The organism is Escherichia albertii, assembly GCF_028622335.1.
Taxonomy (GTDB): domain Bacteria; phylum Pseudomonadota; class Gammaproteobacteria; order Enterobacterales; family Enterobacteriaceae; genus Escherichia; species Escherichia albertii.
This window is the reverse complement of record NZ_CP117568.1, coordinates 110,441-132,932: the sequence shown is the minus strand read 5'-3', so window position 1 is coordinate 132,932 and position 22,492 is coordinate 110,441. Positions and strand designations below refer to the sequence as shown.

Below are 22,492 nucleotides of genomic sequence, written 5' to 3'. Positions count from 1 at the left end.
TCCGGCATCATTAACGTGGTCGAATTCCTTCAATAATAATTCGCTGTACGTTTTCAACCGTTTGATTGAAAAACACCTCATCGCGCAGCGTCGCGCCTGTCACCGCCTCCACCTGGGGAGCAAAATCAGCGTAATGTTGGGTGGAAGCCCAAATCATAAAAATCAAATGCTGTGGGTCAATCGGCGCAAGCTTGCCGCTTTTGACCCAACCGGCAATCAGCGCCGATTTCTCGTCAATTAACGCTTTCAAATCGCCCGTCAGTTCATCCATTAGCAGCGGCGCGCCCGCCAGCATCTCCATACAAAACAGACGTGAAGCCTGCGGATAATCGCGGGAGACTTCCAGCTTCAGACGAATGTACTCTTCGATCGCCGCCAGCGGAGCGAAATCTTCACGAAACGCCTTTAACGGCGCCAGCCAGACATCAAGAATTTGTCGCAACACCGCAATATACAGTGCCTCTTTCGACGGGAAGTAATACAGCAGATTGGTCTTTGACACGCCAGCCAACTCTGCGATCTGCTCCAGCCTTGTGCCGTGAAAACCAAATTGCGAAAAAGTGTCCAGTGCCGCGCTAAGAATCGCTTTTTTCTTCGCGCTCACCGCGCGCGAGCGTTTACCCGTTGTTTTCACTGCGCCTTGCGTCATGCGCTCTCCCCTCTTGTCGATGGGCAACAGGATAGCAAAATCAGCACGATGCCTCGACCATCAACATTCACAGTACGAATGAATAATGATGGAATAAGCAAAAAAGTATTAACGTGAGGATACAAGGAGAACGAAAAACCGCCGGAGTGACCGGCGGTGGTGGCTTAATGATGCGCCTCAAACAAAACGCATTCATTCTGGATTAGACCGGCTAATTACCGCTTTTGCCGTGGCTGCTTTTGCCGCCTTTTTTTCCTGCTTCAGATGCGCGCTGCGGGTCATTTTTAAAATTCCCCCCGCTGTGCTGTCCACCTTTTTTACCTGCTTCTGATGCTCTTTCGCGGTCTTCTGCAAAATTGCCTGAACCGCCTCGATGGTTTGCCATTACTGACCTCCGTCATCATAGTGCATGGATTAAACGCGGCGTATGGCGACTGCCATATTTTCGCTACGTGGGACTAAGCTTAGTGAACGTATGCCAGCTGATCCGCGTTTGGTAATATCCTGCAACAGCTTATTAACGAGAATAGATATCATTTCCAATATTCTTCTATAAGCCGCTCTTATAATTAAAAAAACGCTATAAGATAAAAATGTATCATTTTGCGACAAAATTACGTGCTTGTGAAAATTGTTATAAATCAAATAAGTGGTTGTGAAATTTGCACTCTGGGAAGGACGTCTTATCTTTAAATATGTGGTAGCGAATCGCTACGAATAGAGATAACACGAGGAGTCGTTAGAAATGGCTAAAGTTCTGGTGCTTTATTATTCTATGTACGGACATATTGAAACGATGGCGCGCGCAGTCGCTGAAGGTGCAAGCAAAGTTGATGGCGCGGAAGTTGTCGTTAAGCGTGTACCGGAAACCATGCAGCCGCAATTATTCGAAAAAGCAGGCGGTAAAACGCAAACTGCCCCCGTTGCAACTCCGCAAGAACTGGCAGATTACGATGCCATTATTTTTGGTACTCCGACCCGCTTTGGCAATATGTCAGGGCAGATGCGTACCTTCCTGGATCAGACTGGCGGCCTGTGGGCTTCCGGTGCGCTATACGGCAAACTGGCGAGCGTTTTTAGCTCTACCGGCACCGGCGGCGGCCAGGAACAGACCATTACTTCAACCTGGACGACCCTTGCTCACCACGGCATGATAATTGTTCCTATTGGCTACGCGGCCCAGGAGTTATTTGACGTTTCGCAGGTTCGCGGCGGAACGCCATATGGCGCAACCACCATCGCAGGCGGTGACGGTTCACGCCAGCCCAGCCAGGAAGAGCTGTCGATCGCACGTTATCAGGGGGAATATGTTGCTGGTCTGGCAGTCAAACTTAACGGCTAATCTTCAACAGGAGGATACGCATGCCAACTCAAGAAGCGAAAGCTCATCACGTAGGTGAATGGGCATCTCTGCGTAATACGTCGCCAGAAATAGCCGAGGCCATTTTTGAAATTGCCGGGTACGACGAAAAAACGGCGGAAAAAATTTGGGAAGAAGGTAATGATGAGGTACTCGTCAAAGCCTTTGCCAAAACGGATAAAGATTCGCTTTTTTGGGGCGAACAGACCATCGAACGTAAAAACGTTTAACCAGAGGCTCCCCCGCAACTGACGGGGGAGGTTTCAAACTGTTGACAAAGTACGCTTTGTCCATGCCAGATGCGGCGTGAACGCCTTATCCGGCCTACATAATCGTGAAAATTCAATATATTGCAATTCTCAGGTAGGCCTGATAAGCGTAGCGCATCAGGCAATCTAACGTTTGTTATCAATCTCATTTCCCCCGTTTCTCACGGAGGAGTTTTCTATTATTTCACCGCCTCATTCAACACGCTATCAAACTTATCTATCGGGCAAAAACCATTAGCGTCTGTCGGGCAACCTGTTAATTCCAGCGTCACGCGCTGAGCCGGAGACAGCAACGTTAACGCCTCGGCATTGCGCAACTGTTCCGCACTCTGATAAACATATTCAATTTTCATCAGGTCGCGATTGGCTTTACTGTCATGCCAACGCTGGAAAACGATTTTGCCGCCAATAGGTGTGCGTTCGTTCTGGTCATGCAGTTGATACGGTTTAAAATCCAGCGCAGTCAATAATGAGGCAATGTTAGAGTCATGGCCCACCAGAACGGTGATTTTCGGCGCGCTGGCGCGATCGGTGACCAGCGCTTTATCGATATAGCTCACCAGCGGTTTTGCAACATTGCGCGCCACTTCCGGTGAGGTAAACAGGCTGTCCTGGTAGCCGTTTTTCAGCTTCGACAACACTTTCCACTGCTGATCAGATTTGATTTCTCCCCACGCGACCTGCTCCATCGGGAAACCTTCGTAGTATTGCAAAGTAAACGCATCGACCAGCGAATTACCCACTTTTAGCGGCCCGGAAACGCCCGGTTCTTGTTGATACTTCGCGCTAAAGGTATTTTTGCCTTCTACCAGCGAACATTGCTGTTTCTCTTTACAGGCAGGGGAATCTTGATAGTTAACAATTTTTTCCAGTAACTGATAACTGTCGGCAAGCTGGAGTTTACTGAGTTCTTTTTCCATCGCCGCTACCGCCTGCTGGCTAAATGCGGCTGAGTCATCAGTGATTACCGGGTTAAAAGTTGGGTCCATAGTCCCCATTTTGGGCTGATGATGTACCGGAATATCACACCCCGGAAACGCGCCAGTGATAAAGAACTGTGCGGTGGCCACGGTACGTTGCAGGCTGTTAGCATAGGCGTATACAGTATCTGGCGGCGGGCATTCGCCCGATTTCACCATCCCCTGCTCCGCCAACCATTCACGCATGTAATGGCCCATATACACCTCCAGCACGCCGCCTTTAGTGGTGAGCTGCCCGCCGGGCACATCCCACTCCGGCCACTTATTCGGTGTGGACTGCTCCAGCACGCTGCCATTATTTGCCAACGGCGCACGTAAATTATGGCGACTCATCATTAGTATTTGCTGTAGTTGATAGCCTTCCGGCACGGTCTGCGCCTGGGCATTCGAAGAGAGTAAAACCATCCCTGCCACTGCTGCGGCGATTAGCGTTTTTTTCATTCCCGACACCTCTTTTGTTATCAATTGTTAAGAGTGTGGCAGAAACAGGATATTTTTCCGGGAAGTGGTTCGCAAAATGAAGGATATTGATCACTGTATCTGAATTTAAAACATTCCAGATATGAAGAATGGTGACCTTAACCTCATGCTTAAATTTAGTTAACGTCATCAAAAAGAATAGCTATCACAAGATATTCTGCAGTGATTAACAGACCCTCTGACCTGGCGCTTTAATAACCAGCCTGACAGGTTTCAGTATGAAATATATCCAACGGCAGCCTCACATTATAGTGATTTCCATTAACATTTAATACGTAGCCATTGTCTATATGGTTTAACTTATCTTGATCCTCCCAAAACTCTGTACCGTCATCAGCTATTTTTTTAATCACAATACCATAATGTTCTAATAGTTTGGCTGCAAAACTACTCGCCCATATGGAAAGATAGTCTGAATAATTATCATCTATAGACATTTCCGATACAGAACATGCATTAAATATTCCTGTTGGTGAATAAATTACACACTCATTGTCTCGAAAGCATTTCTTAACAACATTCTCTTCAAAATCCTCTAATAAAGGATAGTCAGATAAAAAGAACTCCATTCCTTCCAGCTCCTCACAAACGTTGACAGCTATCTGATTCAGATTAGCTATATCAGAGGCAAAACTACCATATACTTCAGATGAAGTTTTTACATTTTTATCTGCCCATGATGAATCTTTGTCAAGAATGGCAAGTATTGCTCTGAACATACAATAGCCATCCCCCGTCACCTCGATATGGTTAAAATTAATCTCTACATTTTTATCGTTTAACTCCGCGATAATTTTACCTCGACTGGATGAGTTTTCTCTCGACGCAATGTTTGTCTTTTCTATTTCTTCGGGTTTATTTTGCCATACTCTATTATTTATTTGAGCACATTCTGCGCCTTTTATCCCGGCGTCATTGTTTTTACGATTTTCAAAACAAAATAAATCTGGATAATCCTCTTCTGGATTATCTGAAATATCATTGCGAAGATAATTTTTAAATTGTTCCCATTGTTCTGGTTCTAAATGAATCTCTTCAAGATTTCTGTTAACTTCAATAAACAATGTTTCATTTCCCGGAGAGTAATGAAGTGAAAAACTGTTTCTCTCATGTCGATTATAATAATTACCACTCTGATATGTATTATTATGAACCTGGGTCATTGTTAGAAAGTGTTTTCTTACCAACTCGTTATTTTCAACCCCCTCCTTATAATTATGCGAGAACAAACATTTGAAAAATTTCACTAATATAGTAAAAACATTATTATCTTTTTTTTCGAAACGTTGATGATCGTTAATGAACGTTCCTATTTCCACAGGAGTAAAACGATTGCTGTAATGAGTATTATCTACCGCCATTTAGTCTGCCTCTATACAGTGATTTATAGTGATATAATAGACACCTGAATCACCATACAGACTATCAATAATCGCTCATTTGACCATACGCTGACTTCATGCATGGCTCAGAAACTGTACTCCCCCCAACTCCTGAAACGCGCTCATTCATTGATTTAGATAATATATTCTGGGTTGGCATATGAAAATTTGAGGATTACCCTAAACTTAGAGAAGCTACCTTACAGGGGTTCCTTCATTTTGTATTGATTTACGCGAGATAACGCTATGGAATTAAAGGATTATTACGCCATCATGGGCGTAAAACCGACGGACGATCTCAAGACAATCAAGACCGCCTATCGTCGACTGGCCCGTAAATACCATCCTGATGTCAGCAAAGAGCCGGATGCCGAAGCCCGTTTCAAAGAGGTCGCTGAAGCCTGGGAAGTGTTGAGTGATGAACAACGTCGCGCTGAATATGATCAGATGTGGCAACATCGCAACGATCCGCAATTCAACCGTCAGTTCCAGCATGCCGATGGTCAGAATTTTAATGCCGAAGATTTTGAAGATATTTTCTCGTCAATTTTCAGTCAGCATGCTCGCCAGGGCCGCCAGCGCCCCGCCACACGTGGTCACGATATTGAAATCGAAGTGGCAGTGTTCCTTGAAGAAACGCTTAGCGAGCACAAGCGCACCATCAGCTATAAGCTCCCCGTCTATAACGCCTTTGGCATGATCGAACAGGAAATCCCGAAAACACTGAATGTGAAGATCCCCGCAGGCGTCGGCAATGGTCAACGTATCCGCCTGAAAGGCCAGGGGACGCCGGGCGAAAACGGCGGTCCAAATGGCGATCTGTGGCTGGTGATTCATATAGCCCCGCATCCGTTGTTTGATATTGTCGGTCAGGATCTGGAAATTGTGGTGCCTGTTAGCCCGTGGGAAGCGGCGCTGGGGAGTAAAGTCACAGTTCCAACGCTGAAGGAAAGTATTTTATTGACGATCCCAGCAGGAAGTCAGGCCGGGCAACGATTGCGTATTAAAGGCAAAGGTCTGGTGAGCAAAAAACAAACTGGTGACTTATATGCGGTACTGAAAATCGTCATGCCGCCGAAACCGGATGAAAATACTGCCGCCCTGTGGCAACAACTGGCAGACGCCCAGTCGTCTTTTGATCCACGCAAAGATTGGGGAAAGCATAATGGCTAATGTTACGGTGACTTTTACCATTACCGAATTTTGCCTGCATACCGGCGTTTCTGAAGAGGAGTTGAATGAAATTGTCGGTTTGGGCGTGGTTGAACCGCGCGAGATTCAGGCTACGACCTGGGTGTTTGACGACCATGCGGCCATTGTGGTGCAACGGGCAGTAAGGCTGCGTCAGGAACTGGCGCTGGACTGGCCGGGGATCGCGGTAGCGTTGACATTAATGGATGATATTGCGCACCTGAAACAGGAAAACCGCCTGCTGCGCCAGCGGCTTTCCCGATTTGTTGCTCACCCGTGAGTTTGTTGCCTGATGCGACGCTTAACGCGTCTTATCAGGCCGACAAAGAGCACTGTTCCTGTAGGCCGGATAAGGCGTTCACGCCGCATCCGGCGGCTGCGCCAGTGTGCCTGATGCAACGACTGCCGCGTCTTATCAGGCCGACAAACTGCGAGACTCCTGCTTATCGCACGCCACCAGTACCAACAGCAATTGACCCAGTGCTGCGTAAAAACCAAAGCTGTCATACTGTCGGCAACGCGTAACAAACTCCGGCAGCCATGACCACAACGCCGCCAGCGTTTTCTGCCGCAAACTGTCGATTCTTCGCGCAGGAACGGTTCCCTCTCCCCGCGAAAAATGCAGATGACTCAACAACTCCAGATAGATTGCCAGATGATCTGCCGGTTCGTTGAAATTGCCGCTGGTTTCCATCCCCGCCTCAACGAGCAAGCGTTTAATCTCTTGCTCATCCTGTTTATAGGCCGAAGCATACGGCAGCGCTGCTTGCTTGTCGGTCATCAGAAACAGACCGCAAAAGTCGGCGGCCAGCTCCAGACGGGCGTCATCACGTACTATCAATGCGGCAATTTTAGCTTCCTGTTCGTTTACAGCCGCAGTCAGCGTCGGCTCGCTTTTCAGCAAAGAAAACCATTCAGCCATCTGCGCACTGGCGATTTGCGTCAGTTGCTCATCGTCCAGTTCACGGGAGAACAACTGCGCCAGCCAGGCGTAAACACAGGCAACCTGTTGTGTTGTCAGCGTGGTCATGATTTCACCTGCGACGCCGGAACATATTCGCACTGCGCCACCATCTCTATTGGCCCGCTAAACGCCGTCACCTGATCCACTGTTCCAGTGTATTTTTCAATTTCCACCAGCGTGGTGTGCGCACTGGTGGCCTGCGCCAGCTGAGAAGTGCCGATGTCGATGGTCAACACGTTGGGGTTACCGTATTTGCATAGCGCCCCTGGCTCGCCGCCTTTGTCCGGGTCATACCATGCTCCTTCGTGAATTCGCACCACGCCGGGTGCATAGCGGTCAGAAACCACTGCCCCTGCCAACACCTGACCACGAGCGTTAAAGACACGCACCACATCACCGTTACGAATACCGCGCGCGCTGGCATCCTGCGGACTAATAAATACTGGCTCTTTACCCGCTACCGTATATTGCTGACGCAGGGTTTCAGACTCACATAACTGCGAGTGAAGTCGAAAATCCGGGTGTACCGATTGCAGATGCAACGGATACTTCTGCGAGCCGGGCCCACCGTGGGAGCGTTCGATTTTCTCAAACCACATCGGGTGCCCCTGACAATCGTCGTAGTTCATATCGGCGATGGTTTTCGAGTAAATCTCAATCAGGCCACTCGGCGTGCCCAGCGGTTCGAGATCTGGATCTTCGCGGAATGCCTGATGGCGAACAAACATCTGCGGATGGTCAAACTCGACGTACTCTTTGTTATTCCAGAAGTCATCAAACGCTGGCAGATGAACGCCGCGTCCTTTGCCCTGTTGTACACCTTCCTGCCAGATGCGTTTCAGCCAGCCCATTTCGTCCAGCCCTTCGGTAAAGGCTTCTTCGCGATTAAAGCGACGGCACAGTTCGCGGAAAATATCAAAGTCATTGCGCGCCTCAAACTGCGGCGGCACGACCTGTTTCATGGCGATAATGCCACGGTTGGAGTGGTTGCCATACTGGTCGAGATCGTTACGCTCAAACTGCGTGGTTGCTGGCAGCACAATATCGGCAAAACGACAGGTTGAGGTCCACTGGTTATCTATAGCGATGACCGTTTCCAGTTTGCGCCAGCCTTCGATAATGCGGTTGATCTGCTGATGGCGATGGAACGGGTTAGTTCCGGCAAAAATACACATTTTCAGCGGCGGCAGTTTTACCGATTTACCGTTCCAGTTGATGACTTTCCCCGGTTCGAGGATCGCATCAACAAAACGGGCAATCGGAATGGTGCTGCTGTAGCCTTTATAGTCGCTGTTGTCGTGAACAGGCGGAATCGACGTAGAACCGGAGAAACCACTCAAAATAACGCCTTTACGCCCCGGCGTGCCTGCGCCGTTATAGTGCCAGCCAAAACCAAAGCCACCACCGGGCAGGCCAATTTGCCCCAGCATCGCTGCCAGAACCACAATCATCCACGCCCACTGTTCGCCGTGCTGCATACGCTGTACGCACCAGCCAGCAATAATCTGCGTTCTGTGCGCCGCCATCTGCCGTGCCAGCGCACGAATGGTTTCGGCATCAATGCCGGTCAGTTTTTCAGCCCATGCGGCATCTTTCGGCTGACCATCTTTCTCGCCCAGCAGATACGGCAGGAACTGCTCAAAACCCACACAGTAGTTAGCGAGAAAGTTTTTGTCGTACAGGTTTTCGCTGTACAGCGTATGCGCCAGCGCCAGTTGCAGCGGCACGTCAGTTTGCGGGTTAACCGCAATGTGCTGCACATGCTCGCGCCCCAGATACTCGTGAGTTGACGTCACGACCGGATCGATGCTGATGACCTCAATTTCACCGGCGGCGACTTTCGCTTTTAGCTGCGCGTAATATTCATAAACATCGTGATCCGGGCACCACCAGTTCGCCTGCTGGTTTTTCAGCAAATCGGAGCCCCACAGCACAATGGTTTTGCTGTTCTGCAATACCAGCGGCCAGGAGGTTTGCTGTTCATACACTTCCATCGAGCCGACCACACGCGGCAGGATCACCTGCGCAGCACCGGTAGAGTAATCTCCGCCCGTACCAACGCTATTACCATGCAAAGCAATAGCTTTCGCCAACATCCCCGACGCATTATGGAACATCCCCGTCGACTGCCAACCACTGGCGGTCAGCAAGGCACTCGGGCCGTGCGTTTTCTGCACGCGTTCCAGCTCTTCATAGAACATGTCGAGGGCTTCATCCCAACTCACGCGCACAAAACGGTTATCACCGCGTTGGGAAGTGTCGCTCAGATGGCGCTTACGTAGCCAGTCCACGCGTACCATCGGGTAACGAATACGCGCCACGTTGTGTACATGATCCGGCAATCCGGCGATCATTTTCGACGGATATTTATCCAGTTCGAACGGTTTTGCCGCCACAAAGCGACCATCCTTCACCGTCGCACGGATAGCCCCCCAGTGCGATCCGGTCAGAATGCCCTCTTTCGAGGTAACGGCCTCAGTCGCTGCTAACGCCGCATTCGCGCGACGCGGCGTTAGCAGTGACGGCCCCAGCATCCCGGCGACGGTTAAGCCGCCGAGTTGTGCCAGAAAACGCCGACGTGATGCCTGAAAGAGATCGTTATTGTTCATTATTTTTCTTCCTTCTTATCGCCGTGAGCCTTACCTGCGGTATCAGATGCATTCATTTGCAGATATTTCAGCAAGGTGCGTTCTTCACGTTTATCGAGGCTGGTAAAGCCAATCATGCCGTTGAGCGTGCCGATCCAACCGTTAGCGTCGAAGTGGGCGATTTCCGGTGCGCCGTGGCACTGGTTACAGGTGCCGTTGTACAGCGAATCCGCATAAGCCCAGATCGGTTTGATATCGTTCACCATGTCGCCTTTCTTCATCCACGCACTGGCCTGCAACTTGCTCCACTCGGTATTGGTGTCGGCAACGGTGGTTTTCTCCAGCGTTTTCACCTGCTGCTGCACATCACCACGAATCGAGGCAACAAAGATGCGTTTGCCAGGGAACTGGGTGAGTACACGCTGACGTCCTGCGCTTTCCGTCCAGCCAGTGATTTCAATTTGCAACCAGTCGCCGTCACGTTTAAGGACTTTCACTTCCGAAGCAGGCAGCAGAGAACCAGACGCCTCTTTATCGCCTTTCGCTGCATAAATCGGTTTGATATCAATGGAGTACAGCGAGTCACCACTATCATTAGCGCTGGCGCGCAGCTCGTCGAACTGCTTACGGAAACCGCTACTCATATCCGGCAACTGGTGGGCAATACCTTTATGACAGTCGATGCAGGATTGGTTATCTTTCGCGGCTACCTTCATCTGACGCGCCGCTTCCGGGTGCTGCTTCGCATGATCCATCGCATCGTAGTTATGGCAGGAGCGGCAGGTTGCCGAGTTGTTTTCTTTCATTCGCGCCCATTCACGCTCAGCAAGTTCCGCGCGTTTGGCTTCGAATTTCTCAGGTGTATCAATGGAGTGGGCAATAAAGGTCTGGTAGATGTCGTTGCTCGCTTCCAGTTTACGCTTCACCATGCCTGGAATATCTGGCGGGATATGGCAGTCATGGCATTCAGCTCGCACACCGGAGGCGTTCTGAAAATGCACCGATTGTTTATATTCTTCATATACCGGTTGCATACTGTGGCAACTGACACAAAATTCGGTTGTGCTGGTGACTTTTATCCCAATGTGAGGCAACACAATCAACGCGATGCCAATCACAATCCCAATAGCGACCAGCGCCAGTACCGACCAACGAGCACTGGGTCGGCGTAGCGCGTTCCAGAGTTTCCGCATAATAGCCCCTGTAAAATTATGGTTTAGTGAAGCGATCTTAATGAGTAAATATGAACAGCGGCACTGGTCAGGATGAACGGCTTACGGCAGAATATGAACAGATATGAACAGAATGAGTAAAACCCTCTGATGCCACATCACATTGTTATTGTTGAAGATGAGCCGGTTACCCAGGCGCGATTACAAACCTACTTCACTCAGGAGGGGTATACCGTTTCTGTTACGGCGAGCGGTGCCGGACTGCGGGAAATTATGCAGAATCAGCCGGTAGATTTAATTCTGCTGGATATTAATCTGCCCGACGAAAATGGCCTGATGTTAACCCGCGCCCTGAGGGAACGTTCGACGGTGGGCATTATTCTGGTTACCGGACGTAGCGATCGGATTGACCGTATTGTCGGCCTGGAAATGGGCGCAGACGATTACGTTACCAAACCGCTGGAACTGCGCGAACTGGTGGTGCGGGTGAAAAACTTGCTCTGGCGCATCGACCTCGCGCGACAGGCGCAACCGCTCACTCAGGACAACTGCTATCGCTTTGCGGGTTATTGCCTGAATGTGTCGCGCCATACGCTGGAACGGGATGGCGAGCCGATTAAACTGACTCGCGCAGAGTATGAAATGCTGGTGGCGTTTGTGACCAATCCGGGCGAAATTCTCAGCCGTGAACGTCTGCTGCGTATGCTTTCTGCGCGTCGGGTGGAAAACCCTGACCTGCGCACCGTCGATGTGTTAATTCGTCGTTTACGCCATAAACTCAGCGCGGATTTACTGGTGACGCAACATGGCGAAGGTTATTTCTTAGCCGCTGATGTGTGCTGATAATAATAGACCGGACGAAATCCCCCTGGCGACAACGAGCGGCGGATATGTTCACGGTCGGCATTTTTCGGCGTCAGGACTAAAATCGGCGGGCTGACATTATCAGACACCGATTGTCCTTGTAATTGCCTGATGGCCTGCTCAACCGCCAGTTCCCCCTGCCAGACCATTTGATCGCTGGCAGCCATAATCACTCTTCCCCGCTTTAGTCCGCGATACACCTGATGTGAAAGATAAAACGACACCACGGTCAGCGGCGTTTTCAGGTTACGCCCTTCACCCATTGCCGCCTCTGCCGCAATGGCCGTTCCGGCAACGACGTCGATTTCTGGATGGCGCTCCAGCATCTCCTGCAACAGGTTACGCTGGATTTCAATATCGTTGTCGCCGAGTGCAATATCGACAATACGCACCGGGCTTCCGGCAATGGCTGCGCGGAAACCCTCTACCATCTCCTTACTGCCCCCGGCGTTATCAGGACCGGGCATCAACAGCACGTTCAGTGGTTTTCCGTGGCTCCATTGCACCAGATATCGCCCTGGTTGATAGCCCATCTGAAACCAGGGCACACCAACACGGCTTTTCACCTGGGGAGCATCAATAGCATTTACCAGTTCAATCACCGGCAGACTTGCTACCTGCTTTTGCAGCTCGGGAAATGACGTCGTGCTACTACCGAGCAAAATGGCCTCTGCGCCCCACTGTTTACACTGGTCGATTTGTGCTTGCTGGGTAGCCAACTGGCTGTAGCCGCCTGCCTCCAGCACTTTTAAATCCACACCGTAGCGGCGAGCAGCCTCCTGCATACCATAGTTTAACGATAACCAGTATGAATCTTTCAGGCTGGGATAAAGCGCGCACAGTTTCCATGCGCGTTTGGCTTTAAGCGGCGTAGCAGGTTGCACCGTGAAATGCTGTGCATCATGCCAGCGCAACAGGTTATCAGCCGAAAATGCCGGCAACATGAAAAGGGAAAAAAGTAACAATAGCAGTACGCGCATGATAGCCTCATCAATAATAAGGCTTTATGCTAGATGCATTCCGCTTTGTGACTCAACATTTTTCACCTTAAGTGCACCGACCGTGAATTTAACCCTGACCCGAAGACTGTGGATGGGCTTTGCCCTGATGGCGCTGTTAACCCTGACCAGTACCCTGGTGGGATGGTACAACCTGCGCTTTATCAGCCAGGTGGAAAAAGACAATACTCAGGCATTGATTCCTACCATGAATATGGCGCGCCAGTTAAGCGAGGCCAGCGCCTGGGAACTTTTCGCCGCGCAGAATCTGACCAGTGCCGATAACGAAAAGATGTGGCAGGCGCAAGGGCGAATGCTCACCGCACAAAGCCTGAAGATTAATGCGTTGCTGCAAGCGTTACGGGAACAAGGTTTTGACACCACCGCAATTGAACAACAGGAGCAGGAGATCTCCCGTTCGTTACGTCAACAAGGGGAGCTGGTGGGGCAGCGTTTGCAACTGCGCCAGCAACAACAGCAACTCAGTCAGCAGATAGTCGCCGCCGCCGATGAAATCGCACGCCTGGCGCAAGGTCAGGCGAATAATGCGGCAACCTCCGCCGGAGCGACCCAGGCCGGGATTTACGATTTGATCGAACAACATCAGCGTCAGGCCGCAGAAAGTGCACTCGATCGGCTGATTGATATCGATCTTGAGTATGTTAACCAGATGAATGAACTGCGCCTTAGCGCCCTGCGGGTGCAGCAGATGGTGATGAATCTGGGGTTGGAACAGATCCAGAAAAATGCGCCAACATTGGAAAAGCAGCTCAATAATGCGGTGAAAATTCTGCAACGTCGGCAAATACGCATTGAAGATCCGGGTGTTCGTACTCAGGTAGCAATAACGTTAACTACCGTTAGCCGATATAGCGATTTGCTGACGCTTTATCAGCAGGACAATGAAATTAGCAATCGCCTGCAAACACTCGCCCAGAATAACATCGCCCAGTTCGCACAGTTTAGTAGCGAAGTCAGTCAACTGGTCGACACTATTGAGCTGCGCAACCAGCACGGACTGGCGCATCTGGAAAAAGCCAGCGCACGCGGGCAATACAGCCTGTTATTGCTGGGCGTCGTTTCTCTTTGCGCACTGATTTTGATCCTCTGGCGCGTGGTTTATCGCTCAGTCACGCGTCCCCTTGCCGAACAAACGCAGGCGCTGCAACGGTTGCTGGACGGTGATATCGACTCCCCTTTCCCGGAAACCGCAGGCGTGCGGGAGCTGGACACTATCGGGCGGCTGATGGATGCGTTTCGCAGCAGCGTTCATGCGCTGAATCGCCACCGCGAACAGCTGGCGGCGCAGGTCAAAGCACGCACTGCCGAATTGCAGGAACTGGTAGTAGAACACCGACAGGCGCGGGCGGAAGCAGAAAAAGCCAGCCAGGCAAAATCGGCGTTTCTGGCGGCGATGAGTCATGAGATCCGCACACCGCTGTACGGTATTCTCGGCACCGCGCAGTTGCTGGCGGATAATCCGACGCTTAACGCCCAGCGTGATGATTTGCGCGCGATTACCGACTCTGGCGAATCGTTGCTGACCATCCTTAACGATATTCTCGATTATTCGGCTATCGAAGCAGGTGGCAAGAATGTTTCGGTCAGCGATGAACCTTTTGAACCGCGTCCGCTACTGGAAAGTACCCTGCAATTAATGAACGGCCGGGTGAAGGGGCGCCCGATTAGACTAACAACGGAAATTGCCGACGATGTGCCACCTGTATTAATGGGCGATCCGCGGCGCATTCGTCAGGTGATGACCAATCTGTTGAGCAATGCCCTGCGCTTTACTGACCGCGGGCGGATTACCTTGCGTAGCCGCACTGATGGCAAGCAATGGCTGGTGGAAGTAGAAGACAGCGGCTGTGGTATTGATCCTGCAAAACTGACGGACATCTTCCAGCCATTTGTTCAGGTAAGCGGCAAACGCGGCGGCACCGGGCTGGGGCTGACTATCAGTAGCAGTCTGGCCCAGGCGATGGGCGGCAAACTGACCGCCACCAGCATGCCGGGTACAGGGAGCTGTTTTTGCTTACATTTGCCGTTACGTGTTGCCACTGCGCCCGCCCCCAAAATAGTCAATCAGACAATACGCCTGGATGGTTTACGTTTGCTGTTAATTGAAGATAACCCGCTTACTCAGCGAATTACGCTTGAGATGTTAACCACGAGTGGCGCACAGGTAGCTACGGCGGAAAATGCAGCTCAGGCCATAGAAGCGTTACAAAATAGTGAATCGTTTACTGCCGCACTGGTGGATTTTGATTTGCCGGATATCGATGGTATTACGCTTGCCCGACAATTGACGGAGAAATATCCGTCATTAGTGCTGATTGGCTTTAGCGCCCACGTCATCGATGAAACATTGCGTCAGCGGACCAGTTCCCTGTTTCGCGGTATTATCCCCAAACCGGTATCACGCGAGGTATTGGGGCAACTGCTCGCGCACTATCTCCACTGCCAAACCACGAATGAACAGCCGCTTGATACTTCGCAATTAATGGAAGATGTCCGCCTGATGGGTGCAGAAAAAATAAAAGAATGGCTGAATTTATTTCAGCAACACTCCCTGCCACTTCTTGATGAAATAGACGCCGCTCGCGCCACTCAGGATGGTGAGAAAATCAAACGGATAGCGCACCAGTTAAAAAGCAGTTGCGCCAGTCTGGGTATGCGTGATGCCAGTCGGTTGTGCGCACAACTGGAGCTAAAGCCCTTTACAGCCCTCCCCCTGCGTGAAGAAATTGTGCATAGTGTCGCGGCTCTGGAACAATGGCTGGACAAGAAAGACCATAAATCGATATGAATCAATATCAGCCAGTTCAGAATAATTAGAATAGTGGCATTTAGTATGCAACTTAACGAACTGGCAAAATCATGGCAGAGAAAAAAAGAACCCGCTGGCAGCGGCGGCCAGGTACGACGGGCGGTAAATTACCGTGGAATGACTGGCGCAATGCCACAACATGGCGTAAAGCGACGCAATTATTACTGTTAGCAATTAATATCTATATTGCCATCACATTCTGGTTCTGGGTGCGATATTACGAAACCGCCGGAAATACGCCTTTTGTCGCCAGACCTGGCGGCATCGAAGGCTGGCTACCCATTGCCGGACTGATGAATCTGAAATATAGCCTTGAAACAGGTCAGTTACCGTCCGTGCACGCCGCTGCAATGCTATTGCTTGTGGCATTTCTAATCACCAGCCTGTTGCTGAAAAAAGCGTTTTGTTCGTGGCTATGCCCGATTGGTACGCTCTCTGAATTGATCGGTGATGTGGGTAAAAAACTGTTCGGACGGCAATTCGCCCTTCCCCGCTGGCTGGATATTCCACTCCGGGGAATAAAATATTTGCTGTTGAGTTTTTTTCTTTATATCGCGTTATTAATGCCTGCCCAGGCTATTCACTACTTTATGCTGTCACCCTACAGCGTGGTGATGGACGTTAAAATGCTCAATTTCTTTCGCCATATGAGCACAGCAACGTTAATCAGCGTGATCACTTTGCTAATTGCCAGTCTGTTTATTCGTCATGCGTGGTGCCGATATCTCTGTCCATATGGCGCGTTAATGGGGCTCGTCTCGCTATTATCCCCCTTTAAGATTCGTCGCAATGCCGAAAGCTGTATCGACTGCGGAAAATGCGCGAAAAATTGTCCGTCGCGGATCCCGGTCGATAAATTAATTCAGGTACGTACGGTGGAATGTACCGGATGTATGACCTGCGTGGAGTCATGTCCGGTAGCCTCAACCCTGGCCTTTTCGCTACAAAAACCTGCGGCAAATAAAAAAGCCTTTGCGTTGTCTGGCTGGTTAATGACGTTATTGGTCCTGGGGATTATGTTTGCGGTGATGGGGTACGCGATGTATGCGGGCGTATGGCAAAGCCCGGTGCCGGAAGAGTTGTATCTGCGTTTAATTCCACAAGCGCCAATGATTGGTCACTAAAATAGCGACTAGCGGAACATCACCTCACTCGGGGTGATGTTCACAAAATCACATTATTTTGATTTTGACATCATAACTTTCCAGCCCGGTCATTTTCTCCCGTGCGGTAAAGCGAATCTCAGAGACTTCTTTCCCTGTGTTCTTGTTCAGCTCGGCGATTTTTTGCGCAATAAAATCGGCAATTTCCGTTTCAGTTTGTTTTTTTAGCTCTTCAATATTCACTGTTAACCTCTTCTGGTCTTAAAAGACAGCAACACGCCAGTAAGGTGTTGGTTACCGGTACCCTGGTCAGGTAAGAAATGTTATAAGCCATCTCCCCGAAAGATTCAATAATCAACAGGTTATCGTTCATTATACATACAGAACTGAAGGGAAAGAGTGCAGATGTAAAAAAGGCTCCACGAGGGAGCCTGATATTATTTTGTGCAGTCCAGTGACGCCTGGTCAGTACGTATTTGCAAAGCGACGTTATCAAAAGTGAGCATCGTTGATTTACAGAAAATACACTTAGCGCCAAAAGGGTTTCGCTCCGTCACATCGAACGCCGATGTGCGGTACTGTGAACCATGACAACATGGGCAGTGGAAATGGAGATGTTGAGTAATAACAGTAACCTCAGAGCGTAACGACGTTCGCTGCCGCAGGTCCACGCGGTCCCTGCTCAATGCTGAATTCTACTTTCTGATTTTCATTCAGCGTGCGGAATTCATTGCTCTGAATGGCGGTGAAATGAACAAAAACATCCTTGCAGCCATCAGATGGGGAGATAAAGCCGAAACCTTTATCTGCGTTAAACCATTTTACTAAACCAGTCATTTTATTAGACATATTTTACTTCCTTCATTTTGGGCCTTTCGGCAAACAGGGCTTTAATACAGAGACTACTTAGTGTTCAGGAGAGAGACTCAAAAGAAGGGGATAATGCCTGATAATGAGAACTGCTTTAGTAAACTACTTTGTATGCTGTCTGTCTTTCAAACCGACGCCGTTATTAACGCATGATAAATGAGATTAAGCAAATTTTATTTTAGCCATCCGGCGGTCTTAAATATCACTGGCTTTATTTTATTAACACCGTATAGTGCAGCGCAGATTTATCAGTAAGGAATTTGTTTGTCCCGTAAAATGACAGGAATTGTCAAAACCTTTGATCGCAAAAGCGGTAAAGGATTCATCATCCCCTCCGACGGCCGTAAAGAAGTCCAGGTTCATATTTCAGCATTAAGTCTCCGCGACGCAGAAACGCTCATTCCAGGAGTGCGTGTAGAGTTTTGTCGTGTTAATGGTCTACGCGGCCCCACTGCGGCAAATGTTTATCTTTCTTAAACAGACACTTTCATTTTTAACCTGACTGTCCGGTAAAAATGGCTTATTAATTTTCAATGAAATTATTTGTCGAGTTATATTTTCACAATGAAATTAACATGAAAAAACCGAATACGTCGGAGTTAATCGTTATAAACTCTATTTGACAAACCACCATAATACCGACAGAAACTATATCAACAGCAATAATAAATGGCTTTCTTAACAATTTTCCTATCTTAAATTTGTATTTTGCTAAGATTTATCTTATCCTCACAAGTCGTATTTCCAGAGGGAAATTTTACACAAACTTATATTTCCCTCTGCGCACCTTTCCCACTCGCGGTTTATTGTACCGAGTGTATGCGGAAAGGGAGATTCCGCAAGGATGTTATACTTAAAGTTGACAATCCTGATCTCAAGCGTACGTATTGTCCATGCGATGAATAAAGGAAAAGTTATGAAACACAAGCTTTCTGCAATCCTTATGGCCTTCATGTTGACCACCCCAGCTGCGTTTGCTGCGCCGGGAGCAGATACCGGGGCTGAAGCAAGCACGACAGCAGGCACTACCAGCGCAACAACGACTGCGACAACTGGCGGCGTGGCTGCTGGCGCTGTCGGTACTGCAACTGTTGCCGGTGTGGCAACGGCTGTTGGTGTGGCGGCCCTGGCGGTAGTAGCCGCTAATGACAGTGGCGATGGCGGTTCTCACAATACCTCAACCACGACGTCTACACGTTAATTCTGACTAAAATCGCCGAAAACTGAGTTAAATAAGACCCGGTTGCGATATTCGCACCGGGTTCTGGAGATTTGCATTTTTTTAACCAACCTTTCAAGGATTAAAGGTGCGCCCGCTTATTTTATCGATTTTCGCACTATTTCTGACGGGATGTACTCACAGTCAACAAAGTATGGTTGATACATTTCGTGCCGGTCTTTTCGATAATCAGGACATCACTATCGCGGATCAGCAGATCCAGGCGTTGCCTTATTCCACCATGTATTTACGCCTGAATGATGGGCAAAGAATATTTGTGGTACTGGGATATATAGAACAAGAACAAAGCAAATGGTTATCCCAGGATAACGCCATGCTGGTTACCCACAATGGACGTCTGTTAAAAACCGTCAAACTTAATAATAATCTGCAGGAAGTGACAAACTATCAGCAGGACCCATTGCGTAATGCGCTGGCATTAAAAGATGGCAGCAGCTGGACGCGTGATATTCTCTGGAGCGAAGATAACCATTTTCGCTCTGCGACCGTCAGCTCCACGTTTTCCTTTGCTGGATTAGAGACGCTGAATATTGCTGGTCGCAATGTACTGTGCAATGTCTGGCAGGAAGACGTTACTTCCGCACAGCCAGAAAGACATTGGCAAAATACATTCTGGGTCGATTCGGCCACTGGCCAGGTTCGTCAAAGTCGGCAAATGTTAGGCGCAGGGGTAATTCCCGTAGAAATGACATTTCTTAAACCCGCACCATGAATAAATTACCGTCGTATTTTATTGCCAGCGTCCTTTACGTGATAACGCCCCATGCCTTCGCGCAGGGCTCGGTAACCGTCTATCTGCCGGGCGAGAAACAGGCGTTATCTGTCGAGTCGGTGGAAAACGTAGCTCAACTGGTGACGCAACCACAATTGCGCGATCGCCTCTGGTGGCCTGGCGCTCTGCTGACTGATTCTGCGGCAAAAGCCAAAGCCGATAAAGATTACCAGCATGTCATGGCGCAACTGGCTTCCTGGGAAGCGGAAGCCGATGACGATGTGGCTGCAACGATTAAATTCGTTCGTCAGCAACTGACCAATCTCAATATCACAGGCCGCTTATCGGTCGAACTGGATCCTGACTTTGTGCGTGTGGATGAGGACAGTAATCGCCCACTGGTCGGCGACTATGCGCTCTATGCCGTACAGCGCCCGAGCACAATCACCTTATTGGGCGCTGTCTCCGGGGCCGGTCAATTACCTTGGCGGGCGGGCCGTAGCGTTGCAGATTATCTGCAACATCACCCCCGTCTGGCGGGCGCTGACAGCAATAACGTCTTCGTTATTACGCCGGAGGGCAAGACTGTCGTCGCGCCCGTCGCCTTGTGGAATAAAAGACATGTTGAGCCACCGCCAGGCAGTCAGCTTTGGTTGGGCTTTTCCACGCACGTTCTCCCAGAAAAATATGCTGATTTAAATAACCAGATTGTGTCTGTTTTAACGCAACGTGTTCCTGACTGATGAAGAAGAACTCTTATCTTTTAAGCTGCCTGGCCATTGCCGTCTCCAGTGCCTGTCATGCTGAAGTATTAACCTATCCTGATCCGGTGGGCCCTTCGCAATCGGACTTTGGCGGCACCGGGCTGTTGCAAATGCCTAATGCCCGTATCGCGCCGGAAGGTGAATTCAGCATCAACTACCGGGATAACGACCAGTACCGTTTCTACTCCACTTCTGTGGCGCTATTTCCGTGGCTGGAGGGAACCATTCGTTATACGGATGTCCGTACGCGCAAATATAGCCAATGGGAAGATTTCAGCGGCGACCAGTCGTATAAAGACAAATCGTTCGATTTTAAACTTCGTCTGTGGGAAGAAGGTTACTGGCTGCCGCAAGTGGCATTTGGTAAACGCGATATCGCGGGTACGGGTTTGTTTGACGGTGAATATCTGGTCGCCAGCAAACAAGCGGGTCCGTTCGATTTCACTCTCGGTATGGCCTGGGGTTATGCCGGTAATGCGGGCAATATTACCAACCCGTTTTGTCGGATAAGCGATAAATATTGCCATCGCGCGGAGTCTCACGATGCGGGAGATATCAGTTTTAGCGATATCTTTCGTGGTCCAGCCTCTGTTTTTGGCGGTATCGAGTATCAAACGCCGTGGAATCCTCTGCGTCTGAAACTCGAATACGACGGCAACAATTACCAGAATGATTTTGCGGGTAAATTGCCGCAGGCAAGTCATTTCAATTTCGGCGCCGTGTATCGTGCCGCTAACTGGGCAGATCTCAACCTTAGCTATGAGCGTGGCAACACGTTGATGTTTGGCTTCACGTTACGGACCAACTTCAACGATCTGCGCCCTGCCCTGCGCGATACGCCAAAACCGGCGTATCAACCTGCGCCGGAGTCTGAAGGATTGCAGTACACCACAGTGGCGAACCAACTTACCGCGCTGAAGTACAACGCAGGTTTTGAAGCGCCGGAAATCCAACTGCACGATAAGACGCTGTATATGTCCGGCGAGCAGTACAAATACCGCGACTCACGCGAGGCGGTCGATCGCGCTAATCGAATTCTGGTGAATAACCTTCCGCAGGGCGTCGAGAAGATTAGTGTGACGCAAAAACGTGAGCATATGGCGATGGTGACGACTGAAACCGACGTTGCCAGCCTGCGTAAACAGTTGGCAGGTACTGCGCCAGGTAAACCAGAGCAACTGCAACAACAGCGTGTTGAGGCAGCCGATCTTTCTGCCTTTGGTCGCGGTTACCGTATTCGCGAAGACCGCTTTAGTTATTCTTTCAATCCAACGTTGTCACAGTCACTGGGCGGGCCGGAAGATTTCTATATGTTCCAGTTGGGTCTGATGTCCAGCGCTCGTTACTGGTTTACCGATCATTTGCTGCTTGATGGCGGCATTTTCACCAATATTTACAACAACTACGACAAATTTAAGTCGTCGTTGTTACCTGCGGACTCTACCCTGCCCCGCGTACGTACGCATATCCGCGATTACGTACGTAATGATGTCTATCTCAACAACTTACAGACGAACTACTTTGCCGATCTGGGCAATGGATTCTACGGCCAGGTATATGGCGGCTATCTGGAAACCATGTATGCCGGTGTCGGTTCCGAGCTGCTTTATCGTCCGCTCGATGCCAGTTGGGCGCTGGGTGTAGATGTTAACTACGTGAAGCAGCGTGACTGGGACAACATGATGCGCTTCACCGATTATTCCACGCCAACAGGTTTTGTGACGGCGTACTGGAATCCGCCGACGCTTAACGGCGTGCTGATGAAACTCAGCGTTGGTCAGTATCTGGCGAAGGATAAAGGGGCAACGATTGACGTAGCAAAACGCTTTGACAGCGGCGTGGCGGTAGGTGTCTGGGCGGCGCTCAGTAACGTGTCGAAAGATGACTACGGCGAAGGCGGCTTTAGTAAAGGTTTTTATATCTCGATTCCGTTCGACTTGATGACCATTGGACCTAACCGCAACCGTGCGACGATTTCATGGACGCCATTGACGCGTGACGGTGGACAAATGCTCTCACGGAAATACCAGCTCTATCCAATGACGGCAGAGCGAGAAGTACCGGTTGGACAATAAC

At 49.7% G+C, this 22,492-nt stretch carries 24 protein-coding genes; 12 read left to right on the top strand and 12 right to left on the bottom strand.

Annotation, left to right across the window (positions count from 1 at the left end):
• Positions 1-10: 10 nt before the first annotated feature.
• Both rutR and PS053_RS00635 read right to left on the bottom strand, forming a co-directional pair.
• Positions 11-649, bottom strand: a complete 639-nt coding sequence (gene rutR, locus PS053_RS00640; RefSeq protein WP_010342910.1) for an HTH-type transcriptional regulator RutR — start codon at positions 647-649, stop codon at positions 11-13.
• 211 nt (positions 650-860) lie between these two features.
• Positions 861-1,034 (bottom strand): con-10 family general stress protein, encoded by a 174-nt coding sequence (locus tag PS053_RS00635; protein WP_001273660.1) that lies wholly within the window; start codon positions 1,032-1,034, stop codon positions 861-863.
• A gap of 360 nt (positions 1,035-1,394) precedes the next feature.
• Here PS053_RS00635 and wrbA point away from each other — a divergent pair, with 360 nt between their 5' ends.
• Complete coding sequence (gene wrbA / locus PS053_RS00630; protein WP_001151441.1) at positions 1,395-1,991, top strand: NAD(P)H:quinone oxidoreductase; 597 nt, start codon at positions 1,395-1,397, stop codon at positions 1,989-1,991.
• Between the two features lie 20 nt (positions 1,992-2,011).
• A complete protein-coding gene (locus PS053_RS00625) occupies positions 2,012-2,239 on the top strand; it encodes a YccJ family protein (protein WP_001143117.1) in 228 nt (75 codons plus the stop codon).
• Positions 2,240-2,457: 218 nt separating this feature from the next.
• Here the strand turns inward: PS053_RS00625 and agp are convergent, their stop codons facing one another.
• Together agp and PS053_RS00615 are read right to left on the bottom strand one after the other, a co-directional pair.
• Complete coding sequence (gene agp / locus PS053_RS00620) at positions 2,458-3,699, bottom strand: bifunctional glucose-1-phosphatase/inositol phosphatase (protein ID WP_131109410.1); 1,242 nt, start codon at positions 3,697-3,699, stop codon at positions 2,458-2,460.
• 230 nt (positions 3,700-3,929) lie between these two features.
• Complete coding sequence (locus tag PS053_RS00615) at positions 3,930-5,099, bottom strand: hypothetical protein (RefSeq protein WP_237579948.1); 1,170 nt, start codon at positions 5,097-5,099, stop codon at positions 3,930-3,932.
• Between the two features lie 267 nt (positions 5,100-5,366).
• Between PS053_RS00615 and cbpA the strand changes: the two genes are divergently transcribed.
• Together cbpA and cbpM are read left to right on the top strand one after the other, a co-directional pair.
• Positions 5,367-6,293, top strand: a complete 927-nt coding sequence (gene cbpA, locus PS053_RS00610; RefSeq protein WP_000420632.1) for a curved DNA-binding protein — start codon at positions 5,367-5,369, stop codon at positions 6,291-6,293.
• Positions 6,286-6,591, top strand: a complete 306-nt coding sequence (gene cbpM / locus PS053_RS00605) for a chaperone modulator CbpM (protein ID WP_000024570.1) — start codon at positions 6,286-6,288, stop codon at positions 6,589-6,591. Before cbpA ends, cbpM begins: the two co-directional genes overlap by 8 nt.
• 135 nt (positions 6,592-6,726) lie before the next feature.
• Here cbpM and torD read toward each other — a convergent pair whose 3' ends face one another.
• The 3 genes from torD to torC are packed head-to-tail and all read right to left on the bottom strand — an operon-like array spanning position 6,727 to position 11,056.
• Positions 6,727-7,341, bottom strand: coding sequence for a molecular chaperone TorD (torD, locus tag PS053_RS00600; protein WP_204628597.1), 615 nt, complete (start codon positions 7,339-7,341; stop codon positions 6,727-6,729).
• Entirely contained in the window at positions 7,338-9,884 is a 2,547-nt protein-coding gene (gene torA, locus PS053_RS00595) for a trimethylamine-N-oxide reductase TorA (RefSeq protein WP_208625456.1), read from the bottom strand. Before torA ends, torD begins: the two co-directional genes overlap by 4 nt.
• Positions 9,884-11,056, bottom strand: a complete 1,173-nt coding sequence (gene torC, locus PS053_RS00590; protein ID WP_256879323.1) for a pentaheme c-type cytochrome TorC — start codon at positions 11,054-11,056, stop codon at positions 9,884-9,886. Before torC ends, torA begins: the two co-directional genes overlap by 1 nt.
• A gap of 129 nt (positions 11,057-11,185) precedes the next feature.
• Between torC and torR the strand changes: the two genes are divergently transcribed.
• Positions 11,186-11,878: a two-component system response regulator TorR gene (torR, locus tag PS053_RS00585; RefSeq protein WP_001120133.1), complete on the top strand. Its 693-nt coding sequence runs from the start codon at positions 11,186-11,188 to the stop codon at positions 11,876-11,878.
• Here torR and torT read toward each other — a convergent pair.
• Complete coding sequence (torT, locus tag PS053_RS00580; RefSeq protein WP_256879324.1) at positions 11,851-12,879, bottom strand: TMAO reductase system periplasmic protein TorT; 1,029 nt, start codon at positions 12,877-12,879, stop codon at positions 11,851-11,853. The genes torR and torT overlap by 28 nt on opposite strands.
• An 82-nt stretch (positions 12,880-12,961) precedes the next feature.
• Here torT and torS point away from each other — a divergent pair, with 82 nt between their 5' ends.
• A complete protein-coding gene (gene torS / locus PS053_RS00575) occupies positions 12,962-15,706 on the top strand; it encodes a TMAO reductase system sensor histidine kinase/response regulator TorS (RefSeq protein ID WP_256879325.1) in 2,745 nt (914 codons plus the stop codon).
• Between the two features lie 71 nt (positions 15,707-15,777).
• Entirely contained in the window at positions 15,778-16,851 is a 1,074-nt protein-coding gene (locus PS053_RS00570; protein WP_256879326.1) for a 4Fe-4S binding protein, read from the top strand.
• A 48-nt stretch (positions 16,852-16,899) separates the two neighbouring features.
• Here PS053_RS00570 and PS053_RS00565 read toward each other — a convergent pair whose 3' ends face one another.
• From PS053_RS00565 to cspG, 4 genes are read right to left on the bottom strand one after another with little or no spacing between them, the layout of a single operon-like run.
• Positions 16,900-17,073 (bottom strand): GnsA/GnsB family addiction module toxin, encoded by a 174-nt coding sequence (locus PS053_RS00565; protein WP_001019203.1) that lies wholly within the window; start codon positions 17,071-17,073, stop codon positions 16,900-16,902.
• Positions 17,063-17,299 carry a cold-shock protein gene (locus tag PS053_RS00560; protein WP_032274943.1) on the bottom strand — a complete coding sequence of 79 codons (237 nt, stop codon included), beginning with the start codon at positions 17,297-17,299 and terminating at the stop codon, positions 17,063-17,065. The genes PS053_RS00565 and PS053_RS00560 overlap by 11 nt, the downstream gene beginning before the upstream one ends.
• Positions 17,268-17,456, bottom strand: coding sequence for a cold shock small protein YmcF (gene ymcF / locus PS053_RS00555; protein ID WP_071825312.1), 189 nt, complete (start codon positions 17,454-17,456; stop codon positions 17,268-17,270). The genes PS053_RS00560 and ymcF overlap by 32 nt, the downstream gene beginning before the upstream one ends.
• Positions 17,457-17,466: 10 nt before the next feature.
• Positions 17,467-17,679, bottom strand: a complete 213-nt coding sequence (gene cspG, locus PS053_RS00550) for a cold shock protein CspG (RefSeq protein ID WP_025237210.1) — start codon at positions 17,677-17,679, stop codon at positions 17,467-17,469.
• A gap of 285 nt (positions 17,680-17,964) precedes the next feature.
• Here cspG and cspH point away from each other — a divergent pair, with 285 nt between their 5' ends.
• The 5 genes from cspH to PS053_RS00525 all read left to right on the top strand — a co-directional run bounded on the left by cspH (position 17,965) and on the right by PS053_RS00525 (position 22,491).
• Positions 17,965-18,177 (top strand): cold shock-like protein CspH, encoded by a 213-nt coding sequence (gene cspH, locus PS053_RS00545; protein ID WP_000087766.1) that lies wholly within the window; start codon positions 17,965-17,967, stop codon positions 18,175-18,177.
• Between the two features lie 439 nt (positions 18,178-18,616).
• Positions 18,617-18,901, top strand: a complete 285-nt coding sequence (locus tag PS053_RS00540) for a hypothetical protein (protein WP_054410917.1) — start codon at positions 18,617-18,619, stop codon at positions 18,899-18,901.
• Positions 18,902-19,007: 106 nt separating this feature from the next.
• On the top strand, positions 19,008-19,652 hold the full coding sequence (gene gfcB / locus PS053_RS00535) for a lipoprotein GfcB (RefSeq protein ID WP_001247613.1): 645 nt from the start codon (positions 19,008-19,010) through the stop codon (positions 19,650-19,652).
• Positions 19,649-20,395 (top strand): capsule biosynthesis GfcC family protein, encoded by a 747-nt coding sequence (locus PS053_RS00530; protein WP_001038024.1) that lies wholly within the window; start codon positions 19,649-19,651, stop codon positions 20,393-20,395. The genes gfcB and PS053_RS00530 overlap by 4 nt, the downstream gene beginning before the upstream one ends.
• Positions 20,395-22,491 (top strand): YjbH domain-containing protein, encoded by a 2,097-nt coding sequence (locus PS053_RS00525; RefSeq protein WP_059272114.1) that lies wholly within the window; start codon positions 20,395-20,397, stop codon positions 22,489-22,491. The genes PS053_RS00530 and PS053_RS00525 overlap by 1 nt, the downstream gene beginning before the upstream one ends.
• The last annotated feature ends 1 nt before the right edge of the window (position 22,492 follow it).